The sequence below is a fragment of the Paraburkholderia sp. SEWSISQ10-3 4 genome (genome assembly GCF_030464785.1).
GTDB lineage: Bacteria > Pseudomonadota > Gammaproteobacteria > Burkholderiales > Burkholderiaceae > Paraburkholderia > Paraburkholderia aspalathi.
Genome location: NZ_JALPRI010000005.1, coordinates 236,015 through 253,075 on the forward strand (window position 1 = coordinate 236,015; position 17,061 = coordinate 253,075).

At 61.7% G+C, this 17,061-nt stretch carries 18 protein-coding genes; 8 read left to right on the plus strand and 10 right to left on the minus strand.

Features of this window, described 5'->3' with window-relative positions; translation table 11 throughout:
• Window positions 1-152 precede the first annotated feature (152 nt).
• The gene (locus M0D68_RS14475) at window positions 153-374 is read right to left on the minus strand and encodes a hypothetical protein (RefSeq protein WP_054035047.1); all 222 of its coding nucleotides are present in this window, start codon (window positions 372-374) and stop codon (window positions 153-155) included.
• Between the two features lie 224 nt (window positions 375-598).
• Window positions 599-790, minus strand: a complete 192-nt coding sequence (locus M0D68_RS14480) for a CsbD family protein (protein WP_035552219.1) — start codon at window positions 788-790, stop codon at window positions 599-601.
• 176 nt (window positions 791-966) lie between these two features.
• Here M0D68_RS14480 and M0D68_RS14485 point away from each other — a divergent pair, with 176 nt between their 5' ends.
• The 5 genes from M0D68_RS14485 to M0D68_RS14505 all read left to right on the plus strand — a co-directional run bounded on the left by M0D68_RS14485 (window position 967) and on the right by M0D68_RS14505 (window position 5,619).
• On the plus strand, window positions 967-1,281 hold the full coding sequence (locus tag M0D68_RS14485) for a hypothetical protein (RefSeq protein WP_093643815.1): 315 nt from the start codon (window positions 967-969) through the stop codon (window positions 1,279-1,281).
• Window positions 1,282-1,566: 285 nt separating this feature from the next.
• A complete protein-coding gene (gene dcm / locus M0D68_RS14490; protein ID WP_266224661.1) occupies window positions 1,567-2,850 on the plus strand; it encodes a DNA (cytosine-5-)-methyltransferase in 1,284 nt (427 codons plus the stop codon).
• 30 nt (window positions 2,851-2,880) lie between these two features.
• Window positions 2,881-3,327, plus strand: coding sequence for a very short patch repair endonuclease (locus M0D68_RS14495; RefSeq protein ID WP_054035049.1), 447 nt, complete (start codon window positions 2,881-2,883; stop codon window positions 3,325-3,327).
• Between the two features lie 195 nt (window positions 3,328-3,522).
• The gene (locus tag M0D68_RS14500) at window positions 3,523-4,026 is read left to right on the plus strand and encodes a YbhB/YbcL family Raf kinase inhibitor-like protein (RefSeq protein WP_054035050.1); all 504 of its coding nucleotides are present in this window, start codon (window positions 3,523-3,525) and stop codon (window positions 4,024-4,026) included.
• A 138-nt stretch (window positions 4,027-4,164) separates the two neighbouring features.
• On the plus strand, window positions 4,165-5,619 hold the full coding sequence (locus M0D68_RS14505) for an MFS transporter (protein WP_266224663.1): 1,455 nt from the start codon (window positions 4,165-4,167) through the stop codon (window positions 5,617-5,619).
• 187 nt (window positions 5,620-5,806) lie between these two features.
• Here the strand turns inward: M0D68_RS14505 and otsA are convergent, their stop codons facing one another.
• From otsA to M0D68_RS14535, 6 genes are all read right to left on the minus strand, one after another.
• A complete protein-coding gene (gene otsA, locus M0D68_RS14510; protein ID WP_093643822.1) occupies window positions 5,807-7,237 on the minus strand; it encodes an alpha,alpha-trehalose-phosphate synthase (UDP-forming) in 1,431 nt (476 codons plus the stop codon).
• A 211-nt stretch (window positions 7,238-7,448) separates the two neighbouring features.
• Window positions 7,449-7,658 carry a hypothetical protein gene (locus tag M0D68_RS14515; RefSeq protein WP_093643824.1) on the minus strand — a complete coding sequence of 70 codons (210 nt, stop codon included), beginning with the start codon at window positions 7,656-7,658 and terminating at the stop codon, window positions 7,449-7,451.
• A gap of 152 nt (window positions 7,659-7,810) precedes the next feature.
• Window positions 7,811-8,035, minus strand: a complete 225-nt coding sequence (locus M0D68_RS14520; protein ID WP_093643827.1) for a hypothetical protein — start codon at window positions 8,033-8,035, stop codon at window positions 7,811-7,813.
• 355 nt (window positions 8,036-8,390) lie between these two features.
• Window positions 8,391-9,791 carry a sigma-54 dependent transcriptional regulator gene (locus tag M0D68_RS14525; protein ID WP_093643829.1) on the minus strand — a complete coding sequence of 467 codons (1,401 nt, stop codon included), beginning with the start codon at window positions 9,789-9,791 and terminating at the stop codon, window positions 8,391-8,393.
• A 312-nt stretch (window positions 9,792-10,103) separates the two neighbouring features.
• Entirely contained in the window at window positions 10,104-10,385 is a 282-nt protein-coding gene (locus M0D68_RS14530; protein ID WP_093643831.1) for a hypothetical protein, read from the minus strand.
• A 48-nt stretch (window positions 10,386-10,433) separates the two neighbouring features.
• Complete coding sequence (locus M0D68_RS14535; protein WP_093643834.1) at window positions 10,434-10,751, minus strand: YqjD family protein; 318 nt, start codon at window positions 10,749-10,751, stop codon at window positions 10,434-10,436.
• A 364-nt stretch (window positions 10,752-11,115) separates the two neighbouring features.
• On the opposite strand from M0D68_RS14535, the gene M0D68_RS14540 reads away from it, so the two are divergent.
• From M0D68_RS14540 to M0D68_RS14550, 3 genes are all read left to right on the plus strand, one after another.
• A complete protein-coding gene (locus M0D68_RS14540; RefSeq protein WP_200650756.1) occupies window positions 11,116-12,177 on the plus strand; it encodes a sigma-54-dependent Fis family transcriptional regulator in 1,062 nt (353 codons plus the stop codon).
• A gap of 389 nt (window positions 12,178-12,566) precedes the next feature.
• Complete coding sequence (locus tag M0D68_RS14545; RefSeq protein ID WP_211705795.1) at window positions 12,567-13,163, plus strand: hypothetical protein; 597 nt, start codon at window positions 12,567-12,569, stop codon at window positions 13,161-13,163.
• A gap of 128 nt (window positions 13,164-13,291) precedes the next feature.
• Window positions 13,292-13,780 (plus strand): hypothetical protein, encoded by a 489-nt coding sequence (locus tag M0D68_RS14550; protein ID WP_093643983.1) that lies wholly within the window; start codon window positions 13,292-13,294, stop codon window positions 13,778-13,780.
• Window positions 13,781-13,842: 62 nt separating this feature from the next.
• Here M0D68_RS14550 and M0D68_RS14555 read toward each other — a convergent pair whose 3' ends face one another.
• On the minus strand, window positions 13,843-15,189 hold the full coding sequence (locus M0D68_RS14555; protein ID WP_093643836.1) for an AAA-associated domain-containing protein: 1,347 nt from the start codon (window positions 15,187-15,189) through the stop codon (window positions 13,843-13,845).
• A gap of 19 nt (window positions 15,190-15,208) precedes the next feature.
• Window positions 15,209-16,960, minus strand: a complete 1,752-nt coding sequence (locus tag M0D68_RS14560; RefSeq protein WP_093643837.1) for an ABC transporter permease subunit — start codon at window positions 16,958-16,960, stop codon at window positions 15,209-15,211.
• Window positions 16,961-17,061: the final 101 nt, after the last annotated feature.

The following is a 17,061-nucleotide window of genomic DNA, read 5'->3' on the forward strand; positions in this document are numbered from 1 at the left end:
ACAGAGACCCGAACACGCGACCGCCAAATATAAACCGACTCGGCAGAACGCGTGCGTGAGCGCCGCAGTGCGGGTCGCCTCGAATCACACCAACGCGAACATTGCCACGCGACGCGTTTCCCCACCGCCTAACCGCACAAAGGCACTCAGGTTCACCACAAATCCTTGGTAGCCGTACCGGCGCGCAGGTTATACCCTTCGCGCCACAAAGCCGCGCCGATTGTCAGCAACAGCGTCTTCTGCTCGCCATCGTGTTGGTCCCACGTCGCCGCCAGCCACGTGGCGAAACTCGCACAGAGGGTTTCGAGGTCGACGGGCGTCTTGCCCTCGAGGTACTGCCGCTCGAACATCGAAAGCACTTTTTCGGGTGTCATAGGCGCCTCCTACGTGTTGGATGCGCCAAGTCTAAAGGCGGCGCACAGCGTGCGGAACGTCCACGGCGCCGAACCCGGGTTACTCCCAGGCCAAAACGGCGCCGTACCCCGCGTCTGACGGAAAAGCACTAACACCCAACAGCCAGAGCCCGGCACCCAAGCCCCGTAAAAACAGAAAAAGGCGCCGAAGCGCCTTTCCCCGTCAAACAACACCGCGAACCAAATTACGGCGCGTTGCGCTTTGCATTGTCCTTGGCGTCTTCCTTAGCGTCGCCATAGGCCTTCTGCACCTTGCCGGCGCCTTGTTGAAGGTCGCCCTTAAGTTCCTTACCGGGGTTGTTGGTGGCCTTGCCGACGGCTTCGTTGACCTTGCCCTTGATCTGCTCACCCACACCCTTTACCTGGTCCTTGTTCATGTTTGGCTCCGATATCTGGAATGCCGGCGCGTCATTACGCCAGTATCCCGATTCAGCAACGGGTGTGCCCACGCCGCCCGCCGGCCGTTTTGCCCAACGAACCGAACCGCGAAAAATATTTCAAAAAAGCCCTAAAGTCCCGCCCCGGCCTGCCGTAAAGGTGCCATGGAGGGGCTATGGAACGCACACTCATTATGCTGACGGGGTCATCCCAGGCGGCGCTAGTCGACCAGGATATCGCGCATATTGGGCGCGTGATGCGACCGTCTTTACAAGGCGATCTGGCTGGACCGATTCTGCCGGTTACCTACTGGCGCAAGCGCCTGTACCAATTGCTCGACACCGGCAATCTGTCCCACGCGCAACTGTGCGCGGTCGACAGCCTCCTGCTGCAGTTGGACCAGTTCGAAGCCGAACCCCCGCCAGTATGGACAGGACCGACCGCCGCCCCGTTCCAGCCGGTACACGTCGCCGCCAGCCGTCATCTCTGATCTGACGCGCCGCACGCTCGATAGCCGGTCTTCCGCGCCGCTCAGCCCTACTCTCCCCAGCTAAAACCCAGCTAAAAAAAGGCCGCGAACCCTGTCGCGGCCTGAACACGTCGCAACGCGGGGATTTCGCGTCACGCTGTAAGCCTACACGTCCAACTGTGACATTCGCATTTAGGCAAAACGGTCTTCGTGCGACCGGAAATTTTCTGCTCACACTCCGTGAAAATAGGAAAAAGGGACGACCTTAGGTCATAATGTCCGCAAAAATTCCCAGCAAGGACATCCGTGACCCTCGCCGCACCGCTCGACCTGCTCAAACAGGCGCGCGCCCGCTTCACTCAACGCGAAATCGCCGCGCACGTCGGTAAGGACATCAAGACGGTACGTCGCTGGGAAAAAGGCGAAACACCGTGTCCGTCGATGCTCGAACCGGCCTTGCGCGATCTGCTGCACAGCAGCGGCCGGACGAAGGCCGGCTCAGCCACCGGTGACGCCCAATTCCGCTTCATCGATCTGTTTGCGGGCATCGGCGGCATTCGGATGGGTTTCGAGGCGCACGGTGGCGACTGCGTCTTCACGAGCGAGTGGAACGATTTCTCCACCAAGACCTATCGCGAGAACTACCCTCCCGGCGGCGACCACGCGCTGATCGGCGACATCGTCTCCTTTCCCGCCGAAGAAGTGCCGAGCCACGACGTGCTGCTCGGCGGCTTTCCGTGCCAGCCGTTCTCGATTGCCGGCGTCAGCAAGAAAAACGCGCTGGGTCGCCCGCACGGCTTCGAATGCACGACGCAGGGCACGCTGTTTTTCGACGTCGCGCGAATCATCGCGGCAAAGCGCCCCGCCGCATTCCTGCTGGAGAACGTGAAGAATCTGCTCTCGCACGACAAAGGCCGCACCTTCGACGTGATCCTGCAGACGCTGCGCGACGAGCTCGGCTACGAAGTGCACTACCGCGTGGTCGACGGCCAGCATTTCACGCCGCAGCACCGGGAGCGCATCATCATCGTCGGCTTTCGCGGCAAGACGTCGTTTTCCTGGGACGATCTGCATCTACCGGAAAGCGGCCCGCGCCTTGGTTCGATCCTGCATCGCACGGACGGCAGCGAACCTGTGCTGCCGTGGGACCACGATCGCTTCTTCGACCACGCGAGCAAACGCGTGCAGCCGAAGTACACGCTCACCCCGAATCTCTGGACCTATCTGCAAAACTACGCGGCGAAGCATCGCGCGGCGGGCAATGGCTTCGGTTTCGGCATGGCTTATCCCGAGAGCGTCACACGCACACTTTCCGCGCGCTATCACAAGGATGGGTCGGAGATTCTGGTCTATCAAGGCGAGCAATTGCGGCCGCGGCGCCTCACGCCGCGTGAATGTGCACGGCTGATGGGCTTTCCCGACACCTTCAGGATTCCGGTCAGCGACACGCAGGCTTACCGGCAATTCGGCAACAGTGTCGTTATGCCAGTGATGCGAGAAGTGGCGCGCATCATGCTGCCGCATGTGCAAACCCTGCTCGCCGTGGAGACGCACAATGGTTCGAAGCAAGCCCTTTCGCTCTATTCCTGAGCGGCCCGATCCGCTACCCAGACGCTAACGATGGTCGATATCGTCGACAGCGCAACGCGTAGCCGGATGATGTCCGGCATTCGCGGCCGCAATACGAAGCCGGAAATCCTGATCCGCAGCCTGCTGCATGGCCGGGGCTTTCGCTTCCGTTTAGACGCGCGCGATCTGCCGGGCCGGCCGGATATCGTGCTGCCGCGCTATCGCGCCGTCGTGCTGGTGCACGGCTGTTTCTGGCATGGTCACGACTGCCATCTGTTCAAATGGCCGCAAACCCGGCCCGAGTTCTGGCGCGACAAGATCGGCCGCAATCGCAGCAATGACGAGAAGGTTCGTGCGGCGCTGCTCGCCAGCGGCTGGCGCGTCGGGGTGGTATGGGAATGCGCTTTGCGTGGCGCAAATCGCGATATCGAGGGCGTGTTGCAGCGGCTCGTCGACTGGTTGAAGAGCGACGCACCGAGCTTCGAGGAACGCAGCTGAAAGCTGCTTGTAGCCTGCCCGGCTGGAGGGAACTCCAGAGCCGCTGGTGATACACTCGATTGGCTAGCTCGGAGCATTTTTTGCGTGCCGACGCTGCAGAAATCAGGCAGCAACTGGCCGGCAGTTCAATGGCAAACCGGTAGCAAAAACAGCACGCTCCGACCATCCCAGAACCACCAAGAAGGGAGGCACACGATGGCTGATTTCCGTCTCTGGTCCGACGATTTCCCCACCAACGGCTTTATGCCGAAAGCCCACGAATACCACGACAAGGCCTTCGGCGTAGACGGCGAAAACATTTCGCCCGCGTTGCAGTGGGATGCACCGCCGGCCGATACCCAAAGCTTCGCACTCACCGTTCACGATCCGGACGCGCCTACCGGCAGCGGCTTCTGGCACTGGGTCGTCGTCAACATTCCGGCTGATGCGCGATCGCTGCCGCGCAACGCGGGCAAAACCGATGGCTCGCTGCTGCCGCAAGGCGCGCTGCAATTGCGCAACGACTACGGCACGGTCGGCTTCGGTGGCGCCGCGCCGCCGCGCGGCGACAAAACGCATCGCTACATCTTCCGCCTGCATGCGCTGAAGGTGCCGCATCTGCCGATCAATGCAGAGACCACCAACGCAGTTGCACGCTTCATGACGCATCTGAACGAACTCGACTCGACCACCCACACCGGTTTGTACGAACTCAAATAACGCGTGAGACGCGATGCCGGTGCGCTGTCTCAGCGTCGGCATCGTCGCTGCGTGCCATCCTGCCTTTCCAGCGCGGCACGCAACGCGCGTGGCTCATCGTAGGATCGATGTGCCGCCCCCTTCCAAATCAAAAGAACGATGCAAGTACAACCATCGCGCAAGGACGGCTCGATGCCAGCCGATGCCGCCCCCGCCACTCCACTCGCCGCCGGCACACCGCTCGCGGACAACACCGAACAAGGCTTGCCGATTCCGCAACGCTATTGGGCGATGCTGGTTATCGCCCTCGCCCTCACCTTGGCCGTGCTCGACAGCGCGATCGCCAACGTGGCGCTGCCGACCATCGCGCGCAATCTGCATGCGAGCGCGGCCGGCTCGATCTGGGTCGTCAACGCTTATCAGCTTGCCATCACCATTTCACTGCTGCCGCTTGCGTCGCTCGGCGATCGCATCGGCTATCGGCGTATTTATCTGGCCGGGCTGATCCTGTTCACGGTGGCGTCGTTCGGTTGCGCGTTGTCCACGTCACTGCCGACGCTCGCACTCGCCCGCGTGGTCCAGGGCTTCGGCGCAGCGGGCGTCATGAGCGTGAACACCGCGCTCGTGCGCATGATCTATCCGCCCACGCAGCTTGGACGCGGCGTTGCGATCAACGCGATGGTCGTTGCGGTGTCGTCCGCGGTCGGGCCAACGGTCGCCTCCGGCGTGCTCGCCGTCGCCTCCTGGCCGTGGCTGTTCGCGATCAATGTGCCGATTGGGATCGCGGCGATTGTCGGCGGCTTCAAGGCGCTGCCGATGAATCCCGGCCACGAGTCTCCGTACGACTATCTGAGCGCGGTGATGAACGCGTTCGTGTTCGGTCTGCTGATCTTCGCAATCGACGGTCTCGGTCACGGCGAGCACATCCGCTGGGTCGTTATTGAGGCGCTCGTTGCGGTTGTGATCGGCTACTTCTTCGTGCGCCGTCAGTTGACTCAACCAGCGCCTCTGTTGCCGATCGATTTGCTGAGGATTCCGGTGTTCGCCCTGTCGATCGGCACCTCGGTGTGTTCGTTCTGCGCGCAAATGCTGGCCTTCGTGTCGCTGCCGTTTTTGTTGCAGGACACGCTGGGTTTGTCGCAAGTCGAAACCGGTTTGCTGATGACGCCGTGGCCGGCGGTCATCATCATCGCCGCGCCGATTGCGGGTGTGCTGTCGGACAAGATATCGTCCGGCTGGCTCGGCGGCGTCGGACTCGTGACGATGACGGCGGGCCTGCTGTTGCTCGCCACCCTCGGCGCGCATCCCGAGCCCATGCAGATCGCGTGGCGCATGGCGCTGTGCGGGGCGGGCTTCGGGATCTTCCAGTCGCCGAACAATCGGACCATGTTGTCCGCCGCGCCGCGTGAGCGCAGCGGCGGCGCAAGTGGGATGCTCGGTACTGCGCGCCTGACTGGGCAGACGCTCGGCGCGGCACTGGTCGCGTTGATCTTCGGCATCGCACCGCAGAATGGCCCGACCATCACGCTGTATGTGGCAGCCTGCTTTTCAGCGGTCGCCGCCGTGGTCAGCATGATGCGCGTGAGGCAGCGCGTGAACGTGCAAACGGCGTGACGACGTAGCAGACCGAAGCGCATGATGCGCATGCTCGAGTTGTTCGCCTGACCCGGATATAAAAAGGGCGCGAATCGCATATTGCGGTCCGCGCCCTTTTTCAATGCTTCGGCTTTATCCAAACAAACAGTTCGACGTGACCAGCGCGCGCGGCTCCTGAAGACCCCCGCGCCGCCGTTGATAACAACTACGACGACGATGCCGTCACGTCAGCGAGCTTTACCGCTTTGGCCGTCACCGAAGAGGCAGTCGCAACGTTGCGCAGATCGCCGAGGAACGTATCGCGCCAGACCGACAGATTGTTCTCGCGCATCGGCGCCATCATGTCCGCGTGACGCGCCTGACGCTCGGCGAGCGGCATCGACAGTGCACGCTCCAGCGCCTCGGCCATCTGCGACAGATCGAACGGGTTGACGACCAGCGCCCCCGGCAGCTGCTCAGCCGCGCCGGCGAATTGCGACAACACGAGTACGCCCGGATCGGCCGGATCCTGAGATGCGACGTATTCCTTCGCGACCAGGTTCATCCCGTCGCGCAGCGGCGTCACATAGCCGACCTGCGATTGACGGAACAGCGCCATCAGCAGATTGCGCTCGTACTTGCGGTTCAGGTATTGGATCGGCGTCCAGTCGAGCTGCGCGAAACGGCCATTGATGCGACCGGCTTCGCCCTCCAGCGTCTGACGAATGCGCTGATATGTCTGCACATCCGCGCGTGTCGGCGGCGCGATCTGTACCAGCGATACCCGTCCGTGCCAACCCGGCGCATTCAGCAGCAGCCGTTCGAACGCCTGAAAGCGCTCCACTAGACCCTTCGAATAATCGAGCCGGTCGACGCTCATAATCAGCTTGCGTCCACGCATGCCGTCACGCAGGCTGCGCACCGGCTTACGGTCAGTGAACTGCTCGGCGGCCTTGGCGATCGCGTCCGGATAGATGCCGATCGGGTACGCGGCCACTTTCAGGAAGCGATTGTAGGCGTGCACCATGCCGTCTTCGCTCGAGGTGCCGTGCTGACCGCGCTCGATAAAGTCGACGAACGACTGGCGGTCTGCTTCGGTCTGGAAACCGACCACGTCGTAGCTGCACATCGCCTTGACCAATTCCTCGTGCGGCGGAATGGTACGGAGTACTTCCGGCACCGGAAACGGAATATGCAGGAAGAAGCCGATGGGATTCTTCACGCCAAGCTCGCGCAGGCAGCGCGCGAACGGCAGCAGGTGATAGTCGTGCACCCAGATGATGTCATCGGGTTTGAGCAACTCCTTGAGCTGCTTCGCGAGCGTCGCGTTGACGCGCTGATAGCCCGCGTATTCCTGCCGGTCATAGCGCGACAGGTCGTTGCGATAGTGGAACGTCGGCCACAGTGTCGCGTTGGAAAAGCCGCGATAGTACTGGTCATAGTCGCGCTTGGTGAGGCCCACCGTCGCGTACGTCACATTGCCCTGCTTTTCGATCACTGGCGCGGACGGCTCGCTTACCGTTTCACCGCTCCAGCCGAACCAGACTCCGCCGGTTTCCTTCAACGCGTCCAGCACGCCGATCGCGAGGCCACCTGCCGCGGGTCGGCCTTCCTGGGTCGGCGCCACACGATTCGATACCACGATCAGTCTGCTCATTGGTGCTCCACCTAGTCAGTTGTTTCGTTGCATACGGATATGTGCCAAAGAGGTGCACGCAAGTCGCGTGCCGTTTTATGAGATGCTGAAAATAAAAATGTATGTAAATGTGACAAGCGAGCAGAAACGCGCAGCATCAGAACGCCGCGAGGAATTTTTTTCTGCTTTGCGTGACGAAACCGGAACCCTTCTTACCGGCCGTCGGACGGACTCAGGCGTCCTGCTCCGAACCGAGATCGCGCTGGTACTCCAACCCTTCCTGACGCACGCCGCCCTGGTTGTGCTCGCCGTCTGGCGGCGCATTGGGCGCGACGCGGTTCTGCGCAGCCGGGTCCGGCGACTCCTCTGGGGCGTTCTTGCTGCTTGGCCGGGAGTCGCGCTTCGAGTGGCGCGCGGAACGCCGCAGTGCTGGGTGTCTCATGATTGATGCCTCCGGGGAAGCCCGCCGCCATCGGGAGCGGCGTCAATTCAGTGTAGGGTTCACGACGGTAAATTGCCGGTAAAAGATGCGCCGGCTTTGTAACAAGTACATAAAATCAATGCGCTGGACTGCGGTCCAGCGCACAGAACACGTCAGAGTTGCATGCTGGAGGCTCGCAACGGCGGACACCGACTGGCTTGTGGCGTTTGCGTGGGCTGCGAAGGCGGATCGCCAATGGGCGGCGCAACCGGTTCGATAGGATCCGGAGTCGGACTCGGAACGGTGTCAGGCTCCGCAGGATTCGGCGGCTCGTTAGGCTCAGGACGATGAGCGTACTGCGGAAGGGGAAGTGAAGAAGCGGCGGCGTATTCCGGCATATCGGTTACCTCGTTTTGCGTTCAAGAGAACCGCAGCAAGGCCCGTGCCGAATAAAAGGAAGGAGAGAGAAACCAACAAATGGTTCGAAGACCTACGCTTCGGCGCGCGCAGCGCCGCCGGAAGAATGACACCCTTGTCACTGGCGCATGCAGCGGCACGAACCCAGATTCCAGATGCACCACTACCCTATGTAAACCACGGTGCCCACTTAGCAGGCGTGGTGTGAGCCGCTTTCTTTTGCCTACTTTTCTTTGCGGCGGCAAAGAAAAGTAGGTGCCGCCCCGCACAGGGGCAACGCTAATAGACCACTAACAAAACAAGGAAAGGCCAACACCTCAAGAACACTGACAAACCTTAAGCGCCAGCGCCCCCAACAACTCGAGACTCATCGGCAACATCCCCCTCATCCCGAGCATCATTCCCATACTCAACAAGCCGGTTATAAAGCGTCTTCAAACTAATCCCAAGAATCTCAGCGGCCCGCGTCTTAACACCACCACATTGCTCAAGCGTAGCCAGAATCAACTGCCGATCAGCCTCAGCAAGCGAGGTTCCAAAAGGAATCGTAATCGCCGTACCAGCCGCAGGCTTGGACAAAGTAATCTGCAACGGCACGGTAGCCGTACTATCCGAATCGGAACCAGACATAATGTGCGCCCGCTGCACATAGTTCTTCAACTCGCGCACATTGCCCGGCCACGGGTAAGACATCAACATATCCTTCACAGCAGCCGGAAAATGCTTCTTCGTGCTGTGCCGCTCATTGAGCTCATCGAGGAATGCCTGCGCAAGCAAATCAACATCCTTACCGCGATCGCGCAGCGGCGGCAGACTGATCGGAAACACGTTCAGACGATGGTACAAATCGAGCCGCAACTTACCTTCCAGCACAGCCTGCTCAGGATCCCGATTAGTAGCCGCAATCAACCGCACATCCGTTTCGATTTCCTTAGTCGTCCCAACCCGCATGAACATGCCGGTTTCCAGCACGCGCAGCAACTTCACCTGCAACTCGATCGGCATTTCGGTGATTTCATCGAGGAACAGCGTGCCGCCGTTCGCACGTTCGAAATAGCCTTTGTGCTGACGGTCCGCACCGGTAAACGAGCCACGCTCGTGGCCGAACATTTCCGATTCGATCAGGTTCGGCGAGATCGCACCGCAGTTCACCGCGAGGAACGCATGCTTACGGCGCAAGCTGAGCTGGTGCAGCGTTTGAGCGGCAACTTCCTTGCCGGTGCCCGACTCGCCCACCAGCATGACCGAGGCCGCCGTCGGCGCAACCCGGCCGATCTGGTCGTAAACCTCCTGCATAGCCGGCGAATTGCCGAGCATCAAACCAAAGCGGCCCATGCGGCGCAACTCGCCGCGCAACGTGCCGATTTCCGCCTTCAGGTCGCCCGCGCGCGGCAAGCGCGACAGGATCGCCTTCACGCGCTGCATGTTGATCGGCTTCACCAGGTAGTCGGTGGCGCCCATCTTCAGCGCGTTGACCGCCGACTCCACCGTGGCGTGACCGGTAATCACGATCACCTCCACACCGGAGCGCGGATCGAGATCTTCAAACAGATCGACTCCGCTGCCGTCGGGCAGCTTCAGGTCGGTAAAGACGACGTCCGGCATCTGCCGGACCAGTTGAATGCGCGCTTCGCGCAAATCGCCCGCAGTGGCGGTAGTCAAACCGTCTTCCCCGATGATGGCGGAAAGCGCCTCGCGGGTACCGGCATCGTCATCGACAATCAGTACGTGTGGCATCGCGTCTCGAAAGCCCGAAAGCGTGAATGGGGGACATGCAAAACCGCATGATAGGAAGCCGGCCGGCAGCTTGCCGCCGCGCCGCGAGTGCGTCCGAATGTGAGCACACGCTAACGTTTCGCAGCAGCGCCGGACCTCTGACTTGACTCAATATCGCAACAATCAATAGGAAAAACACCTAGGAAAGTGCGGCATTGTTGTCTGTAAACCTATTATACGGCTTTATCGGGACAAGTTTGTAATGTACGCCGGGTGCCGCTTGCGGAAGCTGCACGCTGACGCGCCGCGTCCGCAAGGCCCTGTTTTTGCCCCTCAACTGCGCGGAAACGGCCATGCGCCGTCTTTGCCATTTGGATGCGCCGAGCCGTTTGCGCCATGCGCGGTATCTGGCGTGGACGGGCCGGCAATCGCCGCCGTCACGCTGCCGGACGGCGCAACCGAGGGCGTGGCGACTGTGCCGCCCTCGCCTTCCCAGCGGCTCAGTTCACGCGCCGCAGGAACCTGCGCGGCGCGGTTTCGCTGCACGTAGCGCACAGCCAGAAAACCGCCAAGGGCCATCAGCGCGCCGAAGATACCAATTTTGGGTCGTCCCATCGTGAACTCCTTGTTGTCGTCAAGCGGATCGGCGTCGGGCGCTCCGCGTTAGCGCGTGCTGAGGACGCCAAGCAGGAAGCCGGCGCCCGCGGCAATGCCGATCGAGCGCCACGGGTTGCGCCGCACGTAGCGCTCCGCATTGACGGTCGCGACCCGGTAGCGCCGTTGGGCGCTCTCCTGCGCATCGCCGAGCGCCGATTGCAGCGTTTCGACATGCGCGCCTAGCCGCTCGCGCAGCGCATCGACGCCTTCGCCCGGCACGGTGGCAGCGAGCCGCAGCATCTCTTCCGAGTCCGTCAGCAGCACTCTCAGATCATCGACAATCTTCTGCTTGCCGAGTGCAAGCTGTTGCGTGGTGTCAGTCATCATTCACTCCTATGTCTGAATTCGGCGTTTGCATCTTGTTTCCGGCACGTCGCGGACAATCGGAGAGCCGCATCCGCCGCCGGCGCGCGTCGAACAGAATCGCTCAAAAGCACACGCATATCGGATTCACGGCGCAAACGCCGTGCCCGGTAAATTTGCCGCTGTCATTCGGTACAGACCTGAGCTCAGGCACTTTCGACCGGGCCTGCGCCGGCCTATTTCGCCGACCGTCACATGGATTGCCGGAAGCGGCGTCAAAGTGGTTAAATCGAATTTCTGTGAGATAGTGGCCGCACGGGTCCGTCTTGCTACAAGGCCTGCGCGCCGCAACACCGAACCCCAATTTGCACAGGACTTTCCGTTTATGGCGTCAATCGAGCTGGACTCGCCCACCGTCTCCGCCGGCGGCAACGCTTCGGCCCAGGCGAAGCAGCGCGTCGCGGACGGCATCGCGGGACTGAAATCGTACGGGCTGCTATATGGCTCGTCGCCGGTGATGCTCGATCTGTACGAACAGATCGAACGCGTCGCCAGCACCGACGCGACCGCGCTGATCATCGGCGAATCCGGCACGGGCAAGGAACTGATCGCCCGCACGATTCACGATCAAAGCAGCCGCAAGGACGCACCGTTCGTCGCCGTGAACTGCGGCGCGATTCCGGACGAACTCATCGAAGCCGAATTGTTCGGCCACGAAAAAGGCAGCTTCACCGGCGCGGTCCAGGCCCGCGTCGGCTACTTCGAACATGCGAACGGCGGCACGCTGTTTCTCGACGAAATCACTGAAATGGCGCCGGTGCGCCAGGTCAAACTCCTGCGCGCGCTCGAGACCGGCACGTTTTTTCGGGTCGGTGGCAACGAACTGATTAGTGGCGACGTACGCGTGATTGCAGCGACGAATCGCGACCCCGCGGTAGCGGTGAAGGAAAACGGTCTGCGTGAAGACCTGATGTACCGGCTCGCGGTTTTCCCGTTGCGCGCGCCGCCCTTGCGCGAGCGTGAAAACGATCGCGAACTGCTCGCGCAACACTTCCTTGCCTTGCTCAATCAGCAGGAAAGCGCGAGCAAGAGCTTCAGCAAACGGTCGATCGAAACACTGCGAACCTGGTCGTGGCCGGGCAACGTGCGCGAGTTGAAGAACGCGGTGTATCGCGCGTTCATTCTCGCGGAGAAGACAGTCGAGCTGCCGCATCCGCATCTCGCCTCGCGCGTGAAAAAGCCCGTGACGCAGGGCGATGCGATGAGCGTGTGGATCGGCACGCCGCTCGCAGATGCGCAAAAGCAGATCATTCTCGGCACGCTCAAGTATTGCGGCGGCGACAAACGGCGCGCGGCCAAAGCGCTCGGCGTGAGTCTGAAAACGCTCTACAACCGCCTGAGCGCATACGGCGGTGAAGAAGGTTCGGACGAAGAAACCGAGCAATAAGCCGTGCTAGGCGCTCACGCGGTTCGTTCGCGTGAGCCGGTGTTTTCTGCGTGCTTGCTGTCTTCTTTTGCACGCTCCTTGTGTGCTTGCTTTGCATCCCCTCTCTACTGAAACGGTCCTTTTCGCAGGCCTTTCATCTCATAATTAATCCCTTCGCACCGCCAGGTAAATCGGCCTTTTCTCACCAGAAACCGATCGGACTCGCACCATCTTTTGCAATTGCTTGCACTTTCCCACTGCCAATTACAAATGGCATCCTGCAAAATGCGGCAGCGTACGGCGCAACGATAAGGAAGACGTGCCTTTCGCTCACACACCGTCGACACACGCGAAACACATGTGTGAACAGTGCTTGAGCGAAAGGCACTTGCAGGAGCAGAGACAGGGAAATGCAAAAAAGTATGGTGTGGGTCGAATGGGCGAAACGAACCGCCAACGCGTCCAACGCAGCTAAGCGCGGACGTCCGAATACAACGGCGCTCGTCGCACTAGCCGTGGCGATCACGTCGGCGTTGAGCGGCTGTAGTTCGGTCTACTCGGAAGGCGCCACCGCCGGCGCCGGTATCGCGGGCGCAGCGCTCGCGGCCAAGGTCACCAGCAATGCGGCAGTCGCCACCGGCATCGGTCTTGGCGCAGTGGCCGCGGCCCGAGCCGGCGTGCAGTACTCGGAACGCGTAGTCCACAAGAATACGCAGGACGGCATCGCCAAAATCGCCGGGCCGCTCGACGTCGGCGCAATCGCACCGTGGAGCGTGACCCACTCGGTGCCGATCGAAGACGACGAACACGGCCGTGTCACCGTCAGCCGCACGATCAGCGCCGGCGCGCTCGACTGCAAGGAAATCGTCTTCTCGGTCGATCAGACCGCCACCAAGAATGTGCCGGCGAGCAGCGCATTCTACGTCGCGTCGATCTGCCGCGACGGCGACAACTGGAAATGGGCGTCGGCCGAACCCGCTACTGAACGCTGGGGCGCGCTGCAATGAAGGCGCTGACGCTTCCACGTCCACGGAAAGAACACGCGCTGACTGAGCAGCGGCTCATCAACGGCACGAGTACTGCCTTGGTTCCAAGCACGCCTGCGGCGGCGCTCTCCGGCAACCGGCTGCGGCTCATGCTGGCTGGTGCGCTCTGCGTCGGCGCCAGCCTGCTGACAAGCGGCTGCTCGTCGGTCGGCGCGGCGAGCGGCGCCGCTGCCGGCGTCGCGTCAGGCCTCGTCACATCCAACCCGGCAATCGGTATCGGCGTCGGCATCGCCGTACAGGCCGCGACCGATGAAGCCGTCGGCCATTACATGCGCGTCATGCACACCGATCAGCAGAACTTGATCGCCGCGCTGGCGGGCGCCATGCCGGTCGGCGAGACGCGGCCCTGGGCGGTCAAACACACGCTGCCGATCGAGAACGGCCACGGCCAGGTGCGCGTGACCCGCGCGTTCAGCTCGGCGCTCGCGCTGTGCAAGGATTTCGTGTTCTCGGTTCAGGACGGCGACGGCCCGAACGCGCACGAAGACTGGTACACGGCGAGCGCATGCCGGCAGGACAAGGGCTGGAAGTGGGCGTCGGCGGAACCGGCAGTCGAGCGCTGGGGCGCTCTGCAATAAAAAAAGCGGCAGGGGCTCCCTGCCGCTTTTTGCCTGAAGCGTCTTAATCGACTCAACCGGGTTTATGACTCCACGTCTTCCAGACTGAAAATTTCCGTCTGGTCGTTGTACGAGAAGATCTCGCCATAACGGCCCCAGTTGATCACTGCGTCGAGCGTCTCTTCCGCGGCGCTGTCCGACAGAAAATCCTCCAGCTCCTGCTCGAAACGCACGCGCGGCGCACGATGCCCCGGCCGTTCGTTCAACACCTTCTTGATCCGCGCGGCGAGCGGCACGTGGCGCAGCAGATGTTCCGCGAACATCATCTTGCGCTCCTGGGTGCCGAATTCAGAGAACACGCGTGCCGGCGGCGTCAGGAAAATATCCCCTTCGCGGATGTCGGCAAAGCCCAGGTGCTGCAGCACTTCGGCGACCGGGAACAGATCGTCCACCTCCAGATGCAGCGAACGGGCGATTTCCGGCATGTCGGCACGGCCGTGATACGGCGCGGCGGCCAGCGTTTCGATCAGACCGGCCATCAGGTTGGTCGACACATGCGGCAGCCAGCTGTGCAACTCGAGGCCCTTCTTGGTCTTTTCATCCGTCTGGCGCGCGGTCATCTTCGCGTAAATGTCGTCGACCAACCGGCGGAATGCCGGGTCCAGACGGTTACGCGGATGCTTGAACGGTACCTTGATCTCAGCGATCACACGGCCCGGATTCGACGACAGCACCAGAATCCGGTCGCACATGAACACCGCTTCCTCGATGTTGTGCGTGACGATCAGCACGGCCTTGATCGGCATGCGGCCTTGCGTCCACAGGTCGAGCAGGTCGGTACGCAGCGTTTCGGCGGTCAGCACGTCGAGCGCGGAGAACGGCTCGTCCATCAGCAGCAACGTGGGGTCGACCACCAGCGCGCGCGCAAAGCCGACGCGCTGACGCATGCCGCCCGACAACTCGCGCGGATACGCGTTTTCAAAACCGTCGAGACCGATCAGGTCGATCGCCGCCAACGCGCGCGTACGGCGATCACTCGCGCCGACGCCTTGTGCTTCGAGTCCCGCTTCCACGTTTTGCAGCACGGTCAGCCACGGGAACAGCGCGAAGGTCTGGAATACCATCGCCACGCCCTTGGCCGGGCCGTCGAGCGGCTTGCCCATATATGTGACTTCGCCGTCGGTCGGCTCGATCAGACCGGCGATGATGCGCAACAGCGTCGATTTGCCCGAGCCCGAGCGGCCCAGCAACCCGACGATCTCCCCTTCGCGCAACGACAGATTCGCGTCGTCGAGGACGAGCAGCTCGCCCTGCGACTTGTTGAACCCGCGGCACACGTCCTTGACGCGCAAGATCTCCTCACCGAGGCGCGGCGGCATCGGCGGGGTCTGGATCGGCGCGGCAGTCATAGCAGCTTTAGGATTTTGCATCGCGTTTAGCCTTTAATTCTCAATCTAGCCGGAGCTTCGCTTCGGCGTAGGCGAACATCGGACGCCACAGCAGGCGGTTGAACAGGGTCACGAACAGGGACATCACGGCGATGCCCACAATGATCTTCGGATAGTCGCCTGCTGCGGTGGTCTGCGCGATGTACGCGCCCAAGCCATGCGCGGCAACCTTGGTGTCGCCCCACTGAACGAATTCCGCGACGATACTGGCGTTCCACGCACCGCCCGACGCGGTGATCGCGCCAGTCACGTAATAAGGGAAAATGCCCGGCAGCATCGCCTGACGCCACCATTGCCAGCCGCGAATATGGAAGTTCTTGGCCGCTTCCCGGTAGTCGTTCGGATACGAACTCGCACCGGCAATCACGTTGAACAGGATATACCACTGTGTGCCGAGCACGATCAGCGGCGACAGCCAGATGTCCGGGTTCAGATGAAAGCGCACGATGGCGATAACGAACACCGGGAACAGCAGATTCGCCGGGAACGCGGCGAGGAACTGCGCAATCGGCTGCACCTTCTCGGCCAGCGCCGGCCGCAGGCCGATCAGCACCCCGATCGGCACCCAGATCACCGAAGCAATCGCGATCAGCACCACCACCCGCAGCAACGTGATGAGCCCGAGTACGAGCACGTGCCAGACTTCGTCGAGCGACACGCCGGTCCGCACGTAGGCAACGACGCGGTACACGACATAGACCGTGGCAAGCAGCACCAGAGCTGCCCAGACAATGTCGCCGATGCGCGAAGTCTTCTCGCGCTGCGGAATATGGAAACGCGGGCCGCCAAACGCAGGCAACGTGAAGTTGACGCGCGCGGCCTTGGCGAACATCCAGCCGAGCGGCACCAGCAGACGGTGAATCAGATGGGTGCGGCGGATCAGGTCGAGCAGCCACGATTCCGGCGCATTGCCTGAGCTGGTGGTTTCCATGCGGAATTTATCGGCCCATGCGACGAGCGGGCGGAACATGAACTGGTCGTACGCAAGAATCACGACCGTCATGGCAAGAATCACCCAGCCGATAGCGTGCAGATTCTTGTCGGAAATCGCCTGCGCGAGATAAGCGCCGATCCCCGGCAACGTGATCGTGTTGTTGCCGACCGTGATGGCTTCGGAAGCGACCACGAAGAACCAGCCGCCCGACATCGACATCATCATGTTCCAGATGAGGCCCGGCATCGAGAACGGCACTTCCAGTTTCCAGAAGCGCTGCCATGAAGTCAGATGAAAGCCGCGCGACACCTCGTCCAGATCGCGCGGCACCGTGCGCAGCGACTGATAGAAGCTGAACGTCATGTTCCACGCCTGGCTCGTGAAGATCGCAAAGATCGCCGCCAGTTCAGCGCCGAGCACGCGGCCCGGGAACAGTGCGAGGAAGAACGTGACCGTAAACGAAATGTAGCCAAGCACCGGCACCGACTGCAGGATGTCGAGAATCGGCACCAGCACCATGCCGGCGCGGCGGCTCTTGGCAGCCAGCGTGCCATACACCAGCGTGAAGGTCAGCGAGGCGACCATTGCCGCCAGCATGCGCAGTGTGGTGCGCATGGCGTACTCGGGCAGATTCGTCGGGTCGAGCGAGATCGCCTGAGTCTTGAGCGTCGACATCGGCGCCAGGGTCTCGTGAAAGCCGATCGCCGCCATCGCAATGATGCAGATGATCAGCGGAAAGGCAACGAAGTCCCAACGGTTAGGCAACACCCGCCATGCAGACGCATTGGCAGTGCGCTTCAGATTGAAGCTGAAATCCATCAGACGCTCTCCCTATTCATACAGGTATTCAAACGCTCGCAGGGGGCCGCGGCTTCGGCGCGGCAGTCTGTAGATCGGTCCAGACAGAGGAAATCAGGCAT

Coding starts and splice junctions, on each gene's coding strand:
- M0D68_RS14520 (WP_093643827.1), bottom strand. CDS start 8,035: ATGCCGGAATACGCCGCCGCTTCTTCACTTCCCCTTCCGCAGTACGCT.
- M0D68_RS14560 (WP_093643837.1), bottom strand. CDS start 16,960: ATGGATTTCAGCTTCAATCTGAAGCGCACTGCCAATGCGTCTGCATGG.
- M0D68_RS14515 (WP_093643824.1), bottom strand. CDS start 7,658: ATGAGACACCCAGCACTGCGGCGTTCCGCGCGCCACTCGAAGCGCGAC.
- otsA (WP_093643822.1), bottom strand. CDS start 7,237: ATGAGCAGACTGATCGTGGTATCGAATCGTGTGGCGCCGACCCAGGAA.
- M0D68_RS14530 (WP_093643831.1), bottom strand. CDS start 10,385: ATGGGACGACCCAAAATTGGTATCTTCGGCGCGCTGATGGCCCTTGGC.
- M0D68_RS14495 (WP_054035049.1), top strand. CDS start 2,881: ATGGTCGATATCGTCGACAGCGCAACGCGTAGCCGGATGATGTCCGGC.
- M0D68_RS14535 (WP_093643834.1), bottom strand. CDS start 10,751: ATGACTGACACCACGCAACAGCTTGCACTCGGCAAGCAGAAGATTGTC.
- M0D68_RS14475 (WP_054035047.1), bottom strand. CDS start 374: ATGACACCCGAAAAAGTGCTTTCGATGTTCGAGCGGCAGTACCTCGAG.
- M0D68_RS14525 (WP_093643829.1), bottom strand. CDS start 9,791: ATGCCACACGTACTGATTGTCGATGACGATGCCGGTACCCGCGAGGCG.
- M0D68_RS14485 (WP_093643815.1), top strand. CDS start 967: ATGGAACGCACACTCATTATGCTGACGGGGTCATCCCAGGCGGCGCTA.
- M0D68_RS14500 (WP_054035050.1), top strand. CDS start 3,523: ATGGCTGATTTCCGTCTCTGGTCCGACGATTTCCCCACCAACGGCTTT.
- M0D68_RS14545 (WP_211705795.1), top strand. CDS start 12,567: ATGCAAAAAAGTATGGTGTGGGTCGAATGGGCGAAACGAACCGCCAAC.
- M0D68_RS14540 (WP_200650756.1), top strand. CDS start 11,116: ATGGCGTCAATCGAGCTGGACTCGCCCACCGTCTCCGCCGGCGGCAAC.
- M0D68_RS14480 (WP_035552219.1), bottom strand. CDS start 790: ATGAACAAGGACCAGGTAAAGGGTGTGGGTGAGCAGATCAAGGGCAAG.
- M0D68_RS14555 (WP_093643836.1), bottom strand. CDS start 15,189: ATGCAAAATCCTAAAGCTGCTATGACTGCCGCGCCGATCCAGACCCCG.
- M0D68_RS14550 (WP_093643983.1), top strand. CDS start 13,292: ATGCTGGCTGGTGCGCTCTGCGTCGGCGCCAGCCTGCTGACAAGCGGC.
- M0D68_RS14505 (WP_266224663.1), top strand. CDS start 4,165: ATGCAAGTACAACCATCGCGCAAGGACGGCTCGATGCCAGCCGATGCC.